The sequence below is a fragment of the Brevundimonas sp. genome, assembly GCF_041648615.1.
In the GTDB taxonomy this organism is placed as follows: Bacteria; Pseudomonadota; Alphaproteobacteria; order Caulobacterales; family Caulobacteraceae; genus Brevundimonas.
Genome location: NZ_JBAZOS010000011.1, coordinates 13,753 through 31,169, shown reverse-complemented (window position 1 = coordinate 31,169; position 17,417 = coordinate 13,753). Strand labels below are relative to the sequence as shown.

The 17,417-nt window shown below is 68.3% G+C and carries 21 protein-coding genes; 13 read left to right on the top strand and 8 right to left on the bottom strand.

What is annotated here, in order from left to right; all coding sequences use genetic code 11:
* Nucleotides 1-11 precede the first annotated feature (11 nt).
* The 3 genes from WC555_RS06400 to WC555_RS06390 form a co-directional block, all read right to left on the bottom strand.
* Nucleotides 12-290 (bottom strand): HU family DNA-binding protein, encoded by a 279-nt coding sequence (locus WC555_RS06400; protein ID WP_055830800.1) that lies wholly within the window; start codon nt 288-290, stop codon nt 12-14.
* A 118-nt stretch (nt 291-408) separates the two neighbouring features.
* The gene (gene fliP / locus WC555_RS06395; protein ID WP_373252231.1) at nt 409-1,233 is read right to left on the bottom strand and encodes a flagellar type III secretion system pore protein FliP; all 825 of its coding nucleotides are present in this window, start codon (nt 1,231-1,233) and stop codon (nt 409-411) included.
* Nucleotides 1,230-1,505: a FliO/MopB family protein gene (locus WC555_RS06390; RefSeq protein WP_373252229.1), complete on the bottom strand. Its 276-nt coding sequence runs from the start codon at nt 1,503-1,505 to the stop codon at nt 1,230-1,232. Before WC555_RS06390 ends, fliP begins: the two co-directional genes overlap by 4 nt.
* A gap of 127 nt (nt 1,506-1,632) precedes the next feature.
* Between WC555_RS06390 and flgB the strand changes: the two genes are divergently transcribed.
* Genes flgB through WC555_RS06375 form a run of 3 tightly spaced genes read left to right on the top strand, consistent with a single transcriptional unit; the run spans nt 1,633 to nt 2,781 of the window.
* Entirely contained in the window at nt 1,633-2,040 is a 408-nt protein-coding gene (flgB, locus tag WC555_RS06385) for a flagellar basal body rod protein FlgB (protein WP_373252228.1), read from the top strand.
* A gap of 11 nt (nt 2,041-2,051) precedes the next feature.
* Complete coding sequence (gene flgC, locus WC555_RS06380; RefSeq protein ID WP_373252225.1) at nt 2,052-2,471, top strand: flagellar basal body rod protein FlgC; 420 nt, start codon at nt 2,052-2,054, stop codon at nt 2,469-2,471.
* A gap of 10 nt (nt 2,472-2,481) precedes the next feature.
* Entirely contained in the window at nt 2,482-2,781 is a 300-nt protein-coding gene (locus WC555_RS06375; RefSeq protein WP_300468828.1) for a flagellar hook-basal body complex protein FliE, read from the top strand.
* Between the two features lie 6 nt (nt 2,782-2,787).
* Here the strand turns inward: WC555_RS06375 and WC555_RS06370 are convergent, their stop codons facing one another.
* From WC555_RS06370 to folE, 4 genes are all read right to left on the bottom strand, one after another.
* Nucleotides 2,788-3,666, bottom strand: a complete 879-nt coding sequence (locus tag WC555_RS06370; protein ID WP_373252224.1) for a 2OG-Fe(II) oxygenase — start codon at nt 3,664-3,666, stop codon at nt 2,788-2,790.
* A 46-nt stretch (nt 3,667-3,712) separates the two neighbouring features.
* Entirely contained in the window at nt 3,713-4,861 is a 1,149-nt protein-coding gene (locus WC555_RS06365; protein ID WP_373252222.1) for an acyltransferase family protein, read from the bottom strand.
* Between the two features lie 56 nt (nt 4,862-4,917).
* Complete coding sequence (locus WC555_RS06360; protein WP_373252220.1) at nt 4,918-5,430, bottom strand: hypothetical protein; 513 nt, start codon at nt 5,428-5,430, stop codon at nt 4,918-4,920.
* 61 nt (nt 5,431-5,491) lie between these two features.
* Complete coding sequence (gene folE, locus WC555_RS06355) at nt 5,492-6,067, bottom strand: GTP cyclohydrolase I FolE (protein ID WP_373252217.1); 576 nt, start codon at nt 6,065-6,067, stop codon at nt 5,492-5,494.
* A 162-nt stretch (nt 6,068-6,229) separates the two neighbouring features.
* Between folE and fliQ the strand changes: the two genes are divergently transcribed.
* From fliQ to flhA, 10 genes are all read left to right on the top strand, one after another.
* Nucleotides 6,230-6,493 (top strand): flagellar biosynthesis protein FliQ, encoded by a 264-nt coding sequence (fliQ, locus tag WC555_RS06350; protein WP_055830786.1) that lies wholly within the window; start codon nt 6,230-6,232, stop codon nt 6,491-6,493.
* A gap of 11 nt (nt 6,494-6,504) precedes the next feature.
* Entirely contained in the window at nt 6,505-7,275 is a 771-nt protein-coding gene (gene fliR / locus WC555_RS06345; protein ID WP_373252214.1) for a flagellar biosynthetic protein FliR, read from the top strand.
* Complete coding sequence (gene flhB / locus WC555_RS06340; protein ID WP_373252211.1) at nt 7,268-8,344, top strand: flagellar biosynthesis protein FlhB; 1,077 nt, start codon at nt 7,268-7,270, stop codon at nt 8,342-8,344. The genes fliR and flhB overlap by 8 nt, the downstream gene beginning before the upstream one ends.
* A 95-nt stretch (nt 8,345-8,439) precedes the next feature.
* Entirely contained in the window at nt 8,440-10,086 is a 1,647-nt protein-coding gene (fliF, locus tag WC555_RS06335; RefSeq protein WP_373252209.1) for a flagellar basal-body MS-ring/collar protein FliF, read from the top strand.
* Between the two features lie 14 nt (nt 10,087-10,100).
* A complete protein-coding gene (gene fliG, locus WC555_RS06330) occupies nt 10,101-11,123 on the top strand; it encodes a flagellar motor switch protein FliG (RefSeq protein WP_373252308.1) in 1,023 nt (340 codons plus the stop codon).
* Nucleotide 11,124: 1 nt separating this feature from the next.
* Nucleotides 11,125-11,793, top strand: a complete 669-nt coding sequence (locus tag WC555_RS06325) for a flagellar assembly protein FlbE (RefSeq protein ID WP_373252206.1) — start codon at nt 11,125-11,127, stop codon at nt 11,791-11,793.
* The gene (gene fliN / locus WC555_RS06320) at nt 11,793-12,125 is read left to right on the top strand and encodes a flagellar motor switch protein FliN (RefSeq protein WP_300468803.1); all 333 of its coding nucleotides are present in this window, start codon (nt 11,793-11,795) and stop codon (nt 12,123-12,125) included. Before WC555_RS06325 ends, fliN begins: the two co-directional genes overlap by 1 nt.
* A gap of 36 nt (nt 12,126-12,161) precedes the next feature.
* A complete protein-coding gene (locus WC555_RS06315; protein WP_373252204.1) occupies nt 12,162-13,556 on the top strand; it encodes a sigma-54-dependent transcriptional regulator in 1,395 nt (464 codons plus the stop codon).
* Nucleotides 13,557-13,558: 2 nt separating this feature from the next.
* A complete protein-coding gene (gene bla, locus WC555_RS06310; RefSeq protein WP_373252201.1) occupies nt 13,559-14,464 on the top strand; it encodes a class A beta-lactamase in 906 nt (301 codons plus the stop codon).
* Nucleotides 14,465-14,484: 20 nt separating this feature from the next.
* Nucleotides 14,485-16,578 carry a flagellar biosynthesis protein FlhA gene (gene flhA / locus WC555_RS06305; protein ID WP_373252306.1) on the top strand — a complete coding sequence of 698 codons (2,094 nt, stop codon included), beginning with the start codon at nt 14,485-14,487 and terminating at the stop codon, nt 16,576-16,578.
* Between the two features lie 38 nt (nt 16,579-16,616).
* Here flhA and WC555_RS06300 read toward each other — a convergent pair whose 3' ends face one another.
* Entirely contained in the window at nt 16,617-17,357 is a 741-nt protein-coding gene (locus WC555_RS06300) for a hypothetical protein (RefSeq protein WP_373252199.1), read from the bottom strand.
* Nucleotides 17,358-17,417: the final 60 nt, after the last annotated feature.

Here is a 17,417-nt window from a genome sequence, read left to right as displayed (position 1 = left end):
CCCTCAGGGTCTTACTTGTTCACCGCATCCTTGAGCGGCTTCGACACGCGGAAGCGCACGGCCTTGGAGGCGGCGATCTTGATGGTCGCGCCGGTGGCCGGGTTGCGGCCTTCACGGGCGGCGCGGGCGGCGGTGTCGAACACGCCGAGGTTGGAGATGCGAACGTCGCCGCCGCCGGTCAGCGACTTGTGGATGTTCTTGACGAGGGCGTCGAGCATCCGGCCGGCGTCGGCCTGGCTGACGCCGGCGTCCTTGGCGACGGAGGCGATGAGTTCTGCTTGGGTGGTCATGTGGGTCGTTTCCCGATGAAAGCTCGCCCCGATTCAGGGGCGATGACGGACGGATTGACGCCGCTTTTTATTCCCTTGGCAAGCGACTTCGCCGCTGTAACCCCCACGGGGTGGGGATTTATCCGGTACCGGACGCTCTCTGGAAGCTCTCGACCAGGCTTCCGGCGACCAGTCTCCAGCCGTCCACGAGCACGAAAAAGATCAGCTTGAAGGGCAGGGAAATCACCACCGGAGGCAGCATCATCATACCCATGGACATGAGCACGCTGGCGACCACCAGATCGATCACAAGGAACGGAACGAAAAGGAGAAATCCGATTTCGAAGGCCCGTTTCAACTCACTGATCATGAAGGCCGGAGTGACCACCCGGAGGGGCAGGTCGGCCGCCGCCGTCGGGGCCTCCAGCTGTGACAGCCGGACGAACAGCGCCAGGTCGTCCTGGTCGACCTGGGCGAGCATGAAAGTCTTCACAGGTTCCGACGCCGCATCGAAGGCCTGGGGCAGCTCCATCTGCTGATCCAGCAGGGGTCGGATGCCCGAATCATAGGCGTCCTGCCACGTCGGAGCCATGACGATGGCGCTCAGAAACAGGGCCAGGGACACGAGAACGGCGTTGGGCGGAGACTGCTGCATGCCCAGGGCGGTGCGCAGCAGCGACAGCACCACGACGATGCGCACGAAGCTGGTGGTCATGATCACGATCGACGGGGCCAGCGACAGGACGGTCATCAGCCCGACCAGCTGCACGACCCGCTCGGTCAGGCCCGCGCCGGTGCCGAGGTCGACATTGATCGCCGCCCCGGGTCCGCCGGCGGCCGCGATATCCTGGGCCAGGGCCGCCAGGGGCCACAGCAGGCAGGCGAGGGTGGTGATCAACGACAGCAGCGCCGCCCGCTTCAGCTCGGCGCGGCTCGGCAGGACGAAGACGCCCTTGAGGCTCACCGGGCCGCTCCCGGGCCGCGCGGCTCGATCAGCTCGCGCCCTTCGCCCAGGATCAGCAGGCGTTCCTCGTCGTCGATTCGCACCAGCACCAGTCGGCGGGCGGGATCCAGCATCAGGGTCTCGACCACCTTCATCCGCCGCTCGCCGCGCTCGGCGCTGAGGCGGGCCAGCAGCGACGGCGCATAGCGGCGCGCGCCCCATGCGGCCAGGCCGATGATGCCCAGGGTGATGGCGAGCGCGAACATGGCCCGGAGCAGGTCAAGGAAATCCATGCGCCAGCCTTCGGCGATCATGGTTAACGCCGTGTTGAGATAACGCCCTGTTAACCATGCAGGCGGCAGTTTCTGCCCATCTCAGAGGGGCGATACGCCCGGTCCGCCGACATTGGGGGCGCCATCCGTGGGCTTCACCGACCTGCCGCTGCTCAGCCAGATCAAGGGCCGCCTGTCCTGGCTGGACGAGCGCCAGCGCGTCATCGCCCAGAACGTCGCCAACGCCGACACCCCCGGCTATGTCGGCCGCGACCTGAACCAGCCCGCCGATTTCGCCAGGGCCCTGGCCGAGGGCGGGGGCGGGGTCCGCATGACCCGCACCAGCGCCATGCACATCGCCCCGGCCGGCCAGACCGCCCGATTCGACACGCAGTCCGCGCCTGATTCCGAGACGACGCTCGACGGCAATTCGGTCGTGGTCGAGGAGCAGATGCTCAAGATGGCCGAGAGCCGCATGGCCTACGATGCCGCGATCGGATTCTACCAGAAGTCCATGCAGATGCTGCGCATGGCCGCCCGCGCGCCCGGCCGATGAGGAGCTGACCGATGCCTGACCCCATTCCCCCGCGCAACAGCGCCATGGCCGTCGCGGCCAGCGCCCTGAAGGCGCAGCAGTCGCGCATGCGCGTCATCGCCGAGAACATCGCCAACGCCCAGTCGACGGCCCAGGTCGCCGGCGGCCAGCCCTACCGCCGCCAGATCCCCGTCTTCCAGGCGCGCGAGATCAACGGCGCCACGGGCGTGACCCTGGCCGAGGTCCGCCCCGACATGGGCGACTTCCGCACCGAGTACGATCCCGGCCACCCGGCGGCCAACGCCGAGGGCTATGTGCTGCGTCCCAATGTCGACACCCTGGTCGAGGCCATGGACATGCGCGAGGCCCAGCGCGCCTACGAAGCCAATCTGAACGTCATCGAGACCGCGCGCTCGATGGACAGCCGCACCCTCGACCTGCTGAAGAAATAGGGCCTGAGCGATGAACCCCTTGATGGCGGCCAAGGCCTATGCGGCGATCCAGGACGGCGCCTCGCCGGTCGGGGGCGGCGCGAACGTCGGCCAGTCCGGCTTCGCCGACATGCTGACCAGCGTCATGGGCGACATGACCCAGAGCTCCCGCGCGGCGGAGACCCAGATGGCCTCGGCGGTGCAGGGGCAGGGCAGTCTGATCGACGTGGTCACCGCCGTATCCTCGGCCGAGGCGTCCCTGGAAACCGTCATGGCCGTGCGCGACCAGGTGATCCAGGCCTATCAGGAGATCATGCGGATGCCGATCTGATCGCGGTCAGACCTTCGGCGCCCGCCCTCTGAGCCACTGCGACATCACCCATTTCTCGCCCTTCGTCGGCGGCAGGCCGGCGTGCCGCGTGCGCCGGTCGACGGAGCCGTCCGGCAGGGTGTTGGCCCACAGCAGGGCGTCGCCCTTGCGGCCCCGGTGGCGGATGCTCTCCGCCTCGAAGGCCGTCTCGCCGCCCTCGAAATCGTCGTTGAGAAACACCAGCAGGGTCGCGATCCGCTGGCCCCGCGCCGCCAGATCTGCGGCGTATCCCGGCGTCGCCGGATCCAGCCAGTCCACATGCCAGTCGAAGGTCTGGCCGACCTCGTAGTGCAGCACCTGGGTCCATTCCAGACCCGGGACCGGCAGACCCGCGGCTCGCGCGATCCGTTCGCGCACCAGCGCCAGCACCACGTCCATATGCTGCAGGTCGAACCGCGCCGCCGTATTGGTGCGCACGCTTTCGCGCCGCCCTGAACCCGTATCGGGGTCGTATACGAGCGCCGGTTCGACCAGGGCTTCGGCCCGCCGGATCATCCAGTCGCAGACCGCCGGCGGCAGGAAGCCGTCGATGGCGAGGATGGCGGGTCCGTCCGAGAGCGCGCGCGGGCGCGGGGCGTTGAGCCAGCCGGCGATGTCGATGCGGCGGGCGCTTTCCAGCCCGTGCTCCGTCGCGGCCGTCCCGGCCAGCAATGCGAGCTGATCCCGGGCGGGTCCGAACCCGAGGTCGGCCGCCCGACCCAGCAGCTCCATCGCCCTGCGCCAGTCCGGCGGGACGCCCAGACCCATGCCGGTCAGGACAGCCAGTCGCGCCGCCGCCGCGCCGTCGCCGGTTGCGGCGGCTTCGGCGAGCGCGGACGGCTCATCAGTTGCAGGCGGGGTGTTCATGGCGGGGGTCTAGCATATCGGCTGCGCCGGCTGGATCCGGTCCGGCCTAACCTTCCAGCGAAACGACCGGTTGCAGCCCGGCCGCCGGCCGCCGCGACCGGCCTTTCAGCCAGTCGCGGATGCGGTTCTGGATCGGCGTGTCGATGATCACGTGGAACGCCCAGGCGAAGACGAAGGCCGCCGTGACGCCGGCGACCCACAGGGCCCACTGGGCGGGAACCGGCAGGGCGAGCCGGGCGATGGCGACATTGGCCACGCCGAACCAGGCGATGCGCACCACCTCGTTGGTGATGAACATCGAGAACGAGACCTGGGCCGCCTTCTCGATCCATTTCGAGGGGCGCGGGGTCGGGATGGCGCCGGCGGCGAGGATGATGGTCGAGATGCAGGCCAGGGAGATCAGGGCGTTCTTGTCGAAAGACTGGGCGACGGCCAGAGCGAGCGCGGCGGCGATCCCGGCCCATCCGGCCAGCCTCGGGGCGATCCAGACCTTCTGCGCGAACCAGGCCAGCGCCATGCCGAGGAAGAACAACGGCAGGGCCCGGAAGAAGCCGAGCCCCATCGGCATCTGATAGACGGGATAGCCGAACAGGCTCCACGTCACCTGATTGGCCAGCAGATAGCCGCCGACGCCCAGCGCCAGCACGCTCCACGGCCCCAGCCGGGACAGCCCCTTGAGCAGCCAAGGGAAGGCCAGATAGCAGCCGATCAGCGCCGAGATCGACCAGCTGGGCGCGTTCCAGCCATAGCCGCCGGGCACGCCGAAGGCCTGGACCAGGCCCATTTGCGCGGGCAGCTGGCTCCAGTCGAACCACTCCGGCGAGCGCGGCGCCAGGCCGAGGGCGGCGGTGCCGAGCACCATGGCGATCAGGCTCAGCCCCATCAGGATGTGGGCGGGCCAGACCCGCAGGAACCGCTTGGCGAAGAAGGCTCCCGCCGACATCCGGCCGCCGGCCACGGACGCGCCATAGACGCGCATCAGCACATAGCCGCTGTCGATCAGGAAGAAGTTGGTCAGCAGGAAGCCGCCCCGCTCGAACACCGGATGCAGGCTCTCGGCCAGCGGGACGGGGCCCGAGCCCTGGAAGTGATGCAGGATGATCAGCGCGGCCACAATGAAACGCAGGGCGTCCAGCCACCCGCCCCGAACGATGGGCGTTGTTTCATTCCGGGTCGAAATTGCGGTCCAGGCCAAGGCGAAACTCTCTTTCGAGACGAATTCCGCAAGGATCGGGCCGCGACAGACCTTCGCTAGAGCTTGCCGAAGGCCACGCCCCGCCAGCCCCAGCCCGAGGCCAGAACGGCGGCCTTGAGCGGGTTTTTGATCTCGCTGGTGTCGAAGGCGTAGTCGTAGACCTTTCCGAACGAACCGTCTTCACGGAAGGCGTAGACGGTCTCGAAGCTCTTTTCCCACTTCTGGCCGCGCGAGGCCGAGCCGGTGGCGGTCAGGGTCGGCACGCCGGCGCGCCATTCGACTTCCCATTGCTCGTCGACAGCCCGGACCTCGCCGGCGGCCTCGTCGAACTTCATCAGCACCTTGAACACCTTCTTGATGCCGGCCTTGGCGAAGATCTCGTACCATTTGGCGTCGACGATCCGCCATTCGGCGACCATGTCCACGCCTTCCTTCTTGCCGTCGCGGACCACGAACGGCGCCGTCTTGCGATTGATGTCCATCAGGGCCTTTCGCAGCTCAGCCGCGGACTGACGCTTCACGCCAGCCGGCGGCGCCTTCGTCCCCGTCAGAAAATCGAAAAGTCCCATGGCCGTCCCCCGAGCAATGTCGAGGGACAGTGGTCGATCGCTTCGCCGATGACCAGCGTTCTCAGCCGCGCACCAGCCGCAGGAACTCCTCGCGCGTCCGCGGGTCGTCGCGCACCACGCCGCTCAGGTGGCTGGTGGTCAGGCTGGCGCCCGGAGCGTTGACGCCGCGCAGGGTCATGCAGCTGTGTTCCGCCTCGATGACCACGCCCACGCCCTGGGGCCGCAGCACCTCCTCGATGGCCAGGGCAATCTCGGACGTCATCTTCTCCTGGATCTGCAGCCGCCGGGCGTAGCCGCGCACGACGCGCGCGAGCTTTGAAATTCCCACCACGCGGTCGGTCGGCAGGTAGCCGACGTGGGCCACGCCCACGACGGGCAGCATGTGATGCTCGCAGAAGCTGACGAAGCGGATGCCCTTCAGCACCACCAGCTGGTTGTAGCCGCCGACCTCCTCGAAGGTGCGCTCCAGATACTGCCGCGGCTCGACCTCATAGCCGGCGAACAACTCCTTGTAGCTGCGGGCGACACGGGCCGGCGTGTCCAGCAGTCCCTCGCGGTCGGGATCGTCCCCGGCCCATTTGATCAGGGTGCGGACGGCGGCTTCGGCTTCGGACTGGGAGATCGGGTTGTCGGTCATGCGACCCTCTTACCTCTCCCTCCCCCCTGTGGGGAGGGGTGGTCGTCGCGAGGCGACAGCCACCCTCCCCGCAAGGGGGAGGGGAGAACGGAGGGCGTCCTAACCCCTCGTTAACCACGCTCCCGGCATTTTCTGCCCGGTATCCCGGGAGTATGATTTCAGATGAACGGCGCGGAAGTTCTGGATGTGGGGCGCGACGCCCTGTGGCTGACGATCCAGCTTTGCCTGCCCGTCCTGCTGGTCGGTCTGGTGGTGGGCGTGGTCATCGGCCTGGTCCAGGCCCTGACCCAGATCCAGGAACAGACCCTGATCTATGCGCCCAAGATCATCGCCATCTTCGTGTCGCTGCTTCTGTTCCTGCCGCTGATGGGCGCCCTGCTGGGCGGCTTCATGCGCGAGATCGCCGCCCGCATCGCCGGCATGTGATCGCCTGATCGGTGGAGCCTTACGCCACATCGGACCAGGTCTGGCAGGGCGCGCTGATCTTCGCGCGGATCGGCGCGGTGCTGATGATGCTGCCCGGCATCGGCGAAAGCTATGTGCCGCCGCGCATCCGCCTGTCGCTGGCCCTGGTCGTGTCGCTGGCCTTGTGGCCGGTCATCGCGGGCCTGTTGCCCGCCCTTCCGGCGACCGTCGGCGGCATGGCCGGCTGGATCATCCGCGAGGTCATCGTCGGCCTGATGATCGGGGCCCTGCTGCGCAGTTTCACCACGGCCCTGGCCACGGCGGGCGAGATCGTCGCCCTGCAGACCACCCTGGCCTTCGCCCAGACCGCCAACCCCATGCAGGCCCAGCCGGGTTCGACCATCGCCGCCTTCCTGATGCTGCTCGGCACCACCCTGATCTTCGCCACCAACACCCATCACCTGTTCATCGCCGGACTGGTCGGCTCGTATGAGCTGATCGCCCCCGCGCGACCGCTGGTGACCGGCGATTTCGCCGAACTGGCCATCCGCACTCTCGGCGACGCCTTCATGCTGGGCGTCCAGCTGTCGGCGCCGCTGCTGGTCTTCGCCCTGATCTTCAACATCGCCTCGGGACTGATCGGCCGCGTCATGCCGTCGTTCCAGGTCTTCTTCGCCGCCGCTCCGCTCAGCATCATCCTGGGCCTGTCGGTCTTCGCCCTCAGCCTCGGCGTGGTGGGGACGGTCTTCATCGACCGCTACCGCGCCCTGGCCCAGATCTTCGCGGGAGGCGCCGGTGGCTGAAGGCGCCGATCCCGAGTCGAAGACAGAAGAGGCGACACCCCGAAAACTCGAGGACGCGCGAAAGAAGGGCGACGTCGCCAAGTCGCCCGACGTCGCCTCGACCCTGTCGCTGGCCGGCGCCGCGGCCGCGATACTGTTGACCGGAGGCTGGTTCGCCACCTCGATCGCCGAACAGCTGCTGCCCTTCATCGCCGCGCCCCACACCATGATGGGCGGGCTGGAGGCGGGGGCGGGTGTCGAGATCGGGGCGATGGCGCTGTGGGCCGTCGCGCCCTTCCTCGGCGTGGTCATGCTGGCCACCATCCTGGGCGGGGTCGGCGGCAACGTCGCCCAGTCCGGCCTGATCTTTTCCGCCGACAAGCTGAAGCCCGACTGGTCCAAGGTCAGCCCGATGAAGGGCTTTCAGCGCATCTTCGGCCCCGACGGCCTGGTGCAGTTCATCAAGACCTTCATCAAGCTGCTGGCCGTCGGCTTCATCTGCTGGATGGTGCTGAAGCCGCACCTGCGCGATCTCGAAAACATGGCCGCCATGCCGCCGGCCATGATCCTGCCGGTCGCCCGCGACCTGATCCTGGCCCTGGTGACGGCGACCCTGATCCTGCTCGGCTTCACCGCCGGCGCCGACTTCATCTGGCAGAAATTCCGCTTCGCCGAGCGGATGAAGATGACCAAGGAAGAGATCAAGGAAGACTACAAACAGTCCGAGGGCGACCCCCACGTCAAGGCCAAGCTGAAGCAGGTCCGGGCCCAGCGCAGCCGCCAGCGGATGATGCAGAACGTGCCCAAGGCCACGGTCATCATCACCAACCCGACCCACTATTCGGTGGCCCTGCGCTACGAACCGGGCGAGGGCGATCCCGCGCCGATCTGCGTCGCCAAGGGCGTCGACGCCCTGGCCATGCGCATCCGCGAGGTCGCTCGCGACCACAATGTGCCGATCGTCGAGAACGTGCCCCTGGCCCGCGCCCTCTACGCCGCCGTCGATGTCGACGAGACCATCCCCCGCGAACATTTCGAAGCCGCCGCCAAGGTCATCGGCTTCGTCATGCAGAAGCGGAAGAAGCGTTGATCGTTCAACAGTCTTAACCCCCCATTTACCATGCGCCCGGCATTTTCTGCCTGGCGGGCCCCGATTGGTACCCGTGAGTAATCGGGGCGGGACGCGTGGGCGGCTTCACGGCGGCATTGCAGAGATTCGGGATCGGTCGGCTGACCGTGGTGCTGGGCGTCGCCGCCGGCGTCGCGGCCGTCCTGGTCGCCGTCATGCTCCGCATCGGCCAGGCCCCGGACGCCCTGCTGTATTCAAACCTCGACCTGCGCGAGGCCTCCGAGGTCACCACCGCCCTGGACGGCGCCGGCATCAAATATTCTTCCAAGGGCGACGGCTCGACCATCTTCGTCAGCCGCGACGAGGTGGGCGAGGCCCGCATGCTGGTGGCCGGCAAGGGCCTCGTGACCTCGGGCAGCGTCGGCTACGAGATCTTCGACAACCAGTCGGTGCTCGGCCAGACCGAGTTCCAGCAGAACCTCAACGCCAAGCGTGCGCTCGAGGGCGAGCTGTCCCGCACCATCATGAGCATGCGCGGCATCAACTCCGCCCGCGTCATGATCGCCCTGCCGCAGCGCGAACTGTTCCAGTCCGAAGCCGCCGCCCCGACCGCCGCCATCGTGGTCGGCGTGACCGGCGGCCAGCTGGCGGCCGCCCAGGTCCAGGCCATCCGCAACGTCGTCGCCTCGTCGGTGCCGAACCTGAAGCCCGAGAAGGTCACCCTGACCGACACCTCCAACCGCACCCTGGCGGCCGGCTCGGACGCCGAGGGCTTCAGCGCCGCCTCGGCCCAGGACGCCCAGGAGACCACCGAGGCCCGGCTGCAGGCCCGCATCAAGGACATCGTCGAGGGCGTCGTCGGCGTCGGCGCCGCGCGGGTGCAGGTCACGGCCGACATCGACCACAGCCGCTCGACCACCCAGGAACTGCGCTACGATCCGGACGGCCAGGTGGTGCGCTCGACCTCGACCAACGGCACGGAGTCCAGCGACACGACGCCGACGGCGGACGGCGGCGCCACGGCGACGAACAACATTCCCGGCGGCGCGGCTCCGGCGACGGGCGCGGCCGGCTCGCGCGACACCGCCAACACCGAGACCACCAACTACGAAATCTCCAACACCACCACGACGACGGTGAAGGAAGCCGGCGAGATCAAACGCCTGGCCGTCTCGGTCGCCGTCGACGGCAAATGGACCCCGGGCGCCAACGGCGCCGCCCCGACCTACGCCGCCCGCACGCCCGCCGAGATCGAACAGATCAAGGCCCTCGTCTCCGCCGCCGTCGGCATCGACGCGACGCGGGGCGACAAGATCGAGGTGTTGAACGCCCGCTTCAACCGCGACCTGGCCGTGGTCGGCGGCGAGGAGGCCAAATCCTCCCTGTTCGACTTCACCAAGAACGACCTGATGCGCGGCGTGGAGCTGCTGGTCCTGCTGATCACCGGCGTGCTGCTGATCTTCTTCGTCCTGCGCCCGCTGTTGAAGTCGGCGTCGGGCGGGGGTGGAAGCGGCGCGATGCAGCTGGCCGGCGCCCTGCCGGGCGGCGGCGGGGTCACCAGCTTGCAGACCACGACGATGACGGGCGGGGGCGGGCCGATGCAGCAGCTCACCGGCCCGCCGTCCGAGATGGAGCAGCGGCTCGACATCGCCCGCATCGAGGGTCAGGTGAAGGCTTCGTCGGTCAAGAAGGTCGCCGACTTCGTCGAAAAACACCCTGAGGACGCGACCTCGATCCTGCGCAGCTGGGTGCACGAAGGCTGATGGCGGCCCGCAACATCTCCAAGAAGCCGGCCGTCGAGGACGCCAGGAAGCTGACGGGAGCTGAAAAGGCCGCCGTCATCCTGCTGTCCCTGGGCGAGGACCACACTCGCCTGTGGCAGAGCCTGGACGACGAGGAGATCAAGGAAATCTCCCAGGCCATGGCCAGCCTGGGCACGGTCAGCTCCGCCGTCGTCGAGGAGCTGATGGTCGAGTTCGTCTCGGGCATGAGCGGCTCGGGCTCGGTCATGGGCAGTTTCGAACAGACCCAGCGCCTGCTGGCCTCCTTCATGCCCTCCGACCGCGTCGAAGGCCTGATGGAGGAAATCCGCGGCCCCGCCGGCCGGACCATGTGGGACAAGCTCGGCAATGTGAACGAGGCCGTCCTCGCCAACTATCTGAAGAACGAATACCCCCAGACCGTCGCGGTGGTCCTGTCCAAGATCAAGCCGGACCACGCCGCCCGCGTCCTGACCAGCCTGCCCGAGGACTTCGCCCTCGAATGCGTCCAGCGGATGCTGCGCATGGAGCCGGTGCAGCGCGAGATCCTCGACAAGATCGAGCAGACGCTGCGCACCGAATTCATGTCCAACCTGGCCCGCACCTCGAAGCGCGACAGCCACGAGATGATGGCCGACATCTTCAACAGCTTCGACCGCCAGACCGAGGCCCGCTTCATCGGCGCCCTGGAAGAGCGCAACCGCGAGGCGGCCGAGCGGATCCGCGCCCTGATGTTCGTGTTCGAGGACCTGGCCAAGCTGGACCCGGGCGGCATCCAGACCCTGCTGCGCGCGGTCGAGAAGGATTCGCTGGGCCTGGCGCTGAAGGGGTCGTCGGAATCCCTGCGCGAGCTGTTCTTCTCCAACATGTCCGAGCGCGCCTCCAAGATCATGCGCGAGGACATGGATTCGATGGGCCCCGTCCGCCTCAAGGACGTCGATCAGGCCCAGATGGCCATGGTCCAGGTCGCCAAGGATCTCGCCGCCAAGGGCGAGATCATGCTGGTGGGCCAGGGCGGCGACGACGAGCTGATCTACTGACATGACCCATCAGCCGCTCAGCACCCCCTTCTCCTTCGACACCGAGTTCGACGCCTCCGGCGTGGTGGTCCACGCCTCGTCATACCGTCCGGCGAAGCGGTCCTACGCCCCGCTCGAGGTCGAGGCCCTGGTCGCCCAGGGCCGGCTCGAGGCCCGGACCGAAGCCCTGGCCGAAAGCGAGAACCTGCAGGCCATGGCCCTGTCCGCCATCGCCCAGGCCCTGGACGCCGCCATCCCGGCCCTGACCCAGGTGGCGCACGCCCATCGCGAACAGTCCGCCGAACTGGCCCTGGCGGCCGCCCGCGTCGTCGCCGCCTCGGCTCTCGACCGCTTCCCCGCCGCGCCCCTTCAGGCGGCGCTGGAGGCGCTTGGTCAGGAAGTCGACGCCTCGCCCCGCCTCGTCATCCGGACCGGGGATCTGGACGACGCGACCCGCGCCCGCATCGAACAGCTGTGCACCGACGCCGGCTTCTCGGGGGTCGTCGCCTTCCGCAATGAGCCGATGATGCCGGCGGCGGCCTTCCAGCTGGAATGGGCCGACGGCCGCGCCGCCTTCGACCCCGCTGACGCCTTCGTCCGCATCGGCGAGGCCCTGCATTCGGCCCTGGCCGCCGAAGCCGGCCACGCCGAAACCCTGACCCCTGAAACCCCGCTGGAAGAGAGGCCGTAATGGCGTCCGACACCATGTCCCTTGAGGAGTTTCCGGACTCCACCGCGATCACCGTCAACGACGACGCGACCGACAAGACGGCCAGCGATCTGGCGCCGGTCTTCGACGTGCCGGTCAATATTTCGGCCGTGCTGGGCAAGGCCCACATGTCGGTGGCCCAGTTGCTGAAGCTGAACCGCGGATCGGTGCTGCAGCTGGATCGCAAGGTCGGCGAGGCCATCGACATCTTCGTCAACAACCGGCTGGTCGCCCGCGGCGAGGTCGTCGTCGTCGAGGACCGGCTGGGCGTGACCATGACGGAAATCATCAAGACGGAAGACAGCAACGCCTGATCGGCGAGGCTTGGTAGAGATTGAAGGAGAAGACCCATGCGGCTTCTGGTGGTTGGCAAACTCAGCGGACAGCTGGCGACGGCGGTGAAGATGGCCATGGCGCACGGCGCCAAGGTCAGCCACGTCGAGCGCGGCGATCAGGCGACGGAACAGCTGCGTCGCGGGCAAGGGGCCGACCTGCTGATGGTCGACTACCGCATCGACATCGCCGCCCTGATCGCGGCCAATGAGGCCGAACGCATCCATGTGCCGGTGGTGGCCTGCGGCGTCGACGCCGACGCGACCGACGCGGCCAACGCCATCCGCGCCGGGGCCAAGGAGTTCATCCCGCTTCCGCCGGAAGCCGATCTGATCGCGGCCGTCCTGTCCGCCGTCGCCGATGACGACCGTCCGCTGATCTCGGCCGATCCGTCGATGAAGGCGGTGGTCATGCTGGCCGACCAGGTCGCGCGATCGGAAGCCTCGATCCTGATCACCGGCGAAAGCGGCGTCGGCAAGGAGGTGATGGCCCGTTACCTCCACTCCGGCTCGAAACGCGCCGACCGGCCGTTCATCAGCGTCAACTGCGCCGCCATCCCGGACAACCTGCTGGAATCCGAACTGTTCGGGCACGAGAAGGGCGCGTTCACCGGGGCCATGGCCCGCCGCATCGGCAAGTTCGAGGAGGCCGACGGCGGCACACTGCTGCTGGATGAGATCTCCGAGATGGACGTGCGCCTGCAGGCCAAGCTGCTGCGCGCCATTCAGGAACGCGTCATCGACCGCGTCGGCGGGACGAAGCCGGTGCCGGTCAACATCCGCATCATCGCCACCTCGAACCGCGACCTGGCCCGCGCGGTCAGCGAGGGGAGCTTCCGCGAAGACCTGCTGTACCGCCTGAACGTCGTCAACCTGCGCCTGCCCGCCCTGCGCGAGCGTCCGGGCGACATCGCGGTTCTGGCCGATCACTTCGTCAAGAAATACGCCGCCGCCAACGGCGTGCCGGTCCGGCCGATCTCGGTGGACGCCAGACGCGCCCTGGTCTCGCATCGCTGGAACGGCAACGTCCGCGAGCTGGAAAACGCCATGCATCGCGCGGTGCTGCTGGCGGTCGGGCCCGAGATCGACGTCGACGCCATCCGCCTGCCGGACGGCCAGCCGCTCAGCGCCGGCTCGCACGGGGCCGCCGCGTACAACGATCCCGCCGCCCGCGCCGCCCAGACCGCCGACGCCGTCACCCGGGCCCACGTCGGCCAGACCGTGGCGCAGATGGAAAAGACCCTGATCCTCGACACCCTGTCGCACTGCCTCGGCAACCGCACCCATGCGGCCACCATCCTCGGCATCTCGATCCGCACCCTGCGCAACAAGCTGAACGAATACGCCGACGAGGGCGTCCAGATCATCGCCCCGCAGTCGGGCGTCGCCGCCGTCGGCTACGCGGCCGCCTGAGCATGACCGGGGGAACGGACCGCAGAAGCGTTCTGACCGGCCTCGGCGCGCTGGGCGTCGCCGGCTGCGTGGGCGCCGCCGAACCCGAGGCGCCGCAGGCCGCCGCGACGACGCCGGATCCCCTGGACCTCTCCGGACTGGAGCGGGACAACGGCGGCCGACTGGGCTTTCTTGCTCACGATACCGGCTCTGGCCGCAGGCTGGCGTGGCGCGGCGAAGAACGGTTCGTCTACTGCTCCACATTCAAGATGTACCTCGCCGCGGCCACCTTCCTGCGGGTGCAGGCGGGTCAGGAACGGCTGGACCGTCAGATCCCGGTCACGGCCGCGGACATGATCAACCACGCCCCGGTGACGGAGCCGGCGGTCGGCGGCTCGCTGAGCGTCGAAGCCCTGATGAAGGGCGCGGTCGAGGTCAGTGACAACCCCGCCGCCAACCTGTTGCTCAAGGCCATGGGCGGCATCGCGCCCATGCGGGCCTTCTATCGCTCGCTCGGCGACGAGAGCACCACGGTGGACCGGTTCGAACCCGAGATGAACCGGCTTGACGGCGACAAGGACACCATCACGCCCCTGCGGTCGGCGGCCAACATCCATCGCCTGCTGATCGAAGGCGACGCGCCGCTGTCGACACCGCACAAGGCGCTCCTGCTGCGCTGGATGACCGACAGCCCCACCGGCCTGGCCCGGATCAGGGCAGGCGTTCCCGCCGACTGGACGGTGGCCCACAAGACGGGCACCGGCGGCTACGGGCCGACCAATGACATCGGAGTCCTCTATCCCCCGGCTGGAGCGCCCGTGATCATCGCCGCCTATTATCATGCGGCGGCCGCCGGCCCCGCGGCCCGCCACGAGGCCGTGATCGCGGCCGCGACCCGTATGGCCCTGACCGCCCTCGGTCGCGCATGACGGACGTCCCCGCCTCGGTGATGATGAAGGACGGCTACGCCCGTCCGACCGGCCGCGACATGCTGGGCTGGGTCGCGCGCGGCGAGGTGGCCATGGCCATCGGCGTCATCGGCGTGATCCTGCTGCTCATCCTGCCGGTGCCGAAATTCCTGCTGGATCTGCTGCTGGCCATCTCGCTGGTCTCGTCCGTGCTGATCCTGATGACGGCCGTGATGATGAAGCGGCCGCTGGACTTCGCCATCTTCCCGACCGTGCTGCTGGTCACCACCCTGTTCCGCCTCGGGCTGAATCTGGCCTCGACCCGTCTGGTCCTGACCCACGGTCACGAGGGCCACGGCGCCGCCGGTCAGGTGATCCAGTCCTTCGGGGCTCTGATGATGGGCGGCAGCTTCATCATCGGCATCATCATCTTCGCCATCATCCTGGTGGTGAACTTCGTCGTCATCACCAAGGGCTCGACCCGCATCGCCGAGGTCTCGGCCCGCTTCACCCTGGACTCCATGCCGGGCAAGCAGATGGCCATCGACGCCGACCTGTCGTCCGGCCTGATCACCGAGGACCAGGCCAAGCTGCGCCGCAAGGAGCTGGAGCAGGAATCGACCTTCTTCGGGGCCATGGACGGCGCCTCGAAATTCGTCCGCGGCGACGCCGTGGCCGGCCTGATCATCGTCTTCATCAACGCCATCGGCGGCATTCTGATCGGCACGATCCAGCACGGCCTGCCGATCGGGGAAGCGGCCGACACCTATGTGGCCCTGACCATCGGCGACGGTCTGGTGACCCAGGTTCCGGCCATCGTCATCTCCATCGCCGCCGGCTTCCTCGTCTCCAAGGCGGGCGTCGAGGGCACCGCCGACAAGGCCCTGGTCGCCCAGCTGGCCACCAACCCCGTCAGCCTGGGCGTCGTCTCGGGCGCCGCGGGCCTGATCGGCCTGATCCCCGGCATGCCGCTGCTGCCCTTCGCCGCCCTGTCCATCGGCGCCGGCTTCATGGCGTGGAAGCTGGGCCGCGAACGGCTGAAGCCCAAGCCCACCGAGGCCGAGATGGCCGCCACCGCCTCGGGTCCGCGCGAGGAGGTCGAGGAGCCCATCGGCACCGCCCTGACCATCGACGAGGTCAAGATCGAGCTGGGCTATTCCCTGCTGTCCCTGATCAACGACCTCGAAGGCCGCCGCCTGACCGATCAGGTCCGCGCCCTGCGTCGTTCACTGGCCCAGGAGTACGGCTTCGTCATGCCGTCGGTCCGCATCCTCGACAACATGCGCCTCGGCACCCAGGGCTACGCCATCCGCATCAAGGAGATGGAAGCCGGGCAGGGCGAGGTCCGTCTCGGCTCCCTGATGGCCATGGACCCGGCCGGCCGTCAGGTCGAACTGCCCGGCGAACATACGCGCGAGCCCGCGTTCGGCCTGCCCGCCACCTGGATCGACGAGAGCCTGCGCGAGGAGGCCACCTTCCGCGGCTACACCATCGTCGATCCGTCGACGGTGCTGACCACCCACCTGACCGAAATCCTCAAGGAGAACATGGCCGACCTGCTCTCCTACGCCGAGGTGCAGAAGCTGCTGAAGGAGCTGGGGACCGAGGAGAAGAAGCTGGTCGATGAACTGATCCCCTCGGTCGTCACCGTCACCACCCTGCAACGCGTGCTCCAGACCCTGCTGCGCGAGAAGGTCTCGATCCGCGACCTCGGCGCCATCCTCGAGGGTCTGGCCGAGGCCGCGCCGCACACCAGCTCCGTCACCACCCTGGTCGAACACGTCCGCGGCCGCCTCGCCCGCCAGCTGTGCTGGCAGCACAAGGGCGACGACGGGGCCCTGCCCATCGTCACCCTGTCGCCGGAATGGGAGCAGGCCTTCGCCGACGCCCTCGTCGGTCAGGGCGAGGACCGCCAGCTGGCCATGGCGCCCTCACGGCTGCAGGACTTCATCCGCGCCGTCCGCGACGTCTTCGAGCGCGCCGCCATGGCCGGCGAGACCGCGGTCCTGCTGACCGGCCCGCAGATCCGCCCCTATGTCCGCTCGATCATCGAACGCTTCCGCGGCCAGACCGTGGTCATGAGCCAGAACGAGGTCCACCCGCGGGCGCGGCTGCGGACCATCGGCACGGTCTAGCCTGTCTCCTCCCCATCGCCAGATGGGGAGGAGATTGGCTACCGCACCTCCACCCATCCCCCCGCCGACGCCGCCCGCGCCGCGTCATTGGCCGGACGCGCGACCAGTCCGGACTGGGTGATCCAGACCTCGTATTTCGCGCCGTCGGCCATCGGCATATAGGCGCCGCCGCCATACAGGGTGTCGACCGCGTCGACATAGCGCCGGTAGCGCCGCGCCGTGTCCCAGGTGCTGATCTTCCACGGCAGCCAGGTGACCGACGCATCGCCCCCGGACAGGGGATGCACGCTGCGCGTGGCGTTGATTTCCTGTTCGACCGAGGCGTAGCGACCCGACAGCCGGTCCAGCCGGTACTGCGTATCCAGACCCAGCACATTGGCCCACGGCTTCCACTTCAGCACCTGGGCCTCGATGCGCCATTCGTCGCCGTGCAGCGGATAGAGATTGGTCACCGCGGGGGCGTGCTCGCCGCGGTCGGGCTGGATCACTGTGGCCTCGAAATACTGCGGACCCAGCTGACGGGTCTGGATCGTGGCGACCGGCCGCTCATAGGTCAGCCGGCCCCAGGTCTGGATGTCCAGGGCCAGCAGGGAGGCGATGACCGCCGCCGCCATGAAGCCCGCGCCGCCGGCGCCGACCAGGAAGCCGCTGAAGATCCGGCCCCTGAACAGGGCGCTCACGCCCTTGATCAACAGGACGCCGCCGATCAGCCCGACGACCGCCGGAACGATCCACCACCACCAGACCATGTCGTTGTCCCCCGATCCTGACGAACGCACCTTTACCTTAAATCGTCACAAGGGGCAGGATTTCTCCCGGGACGCGACTGGACAGGGCCG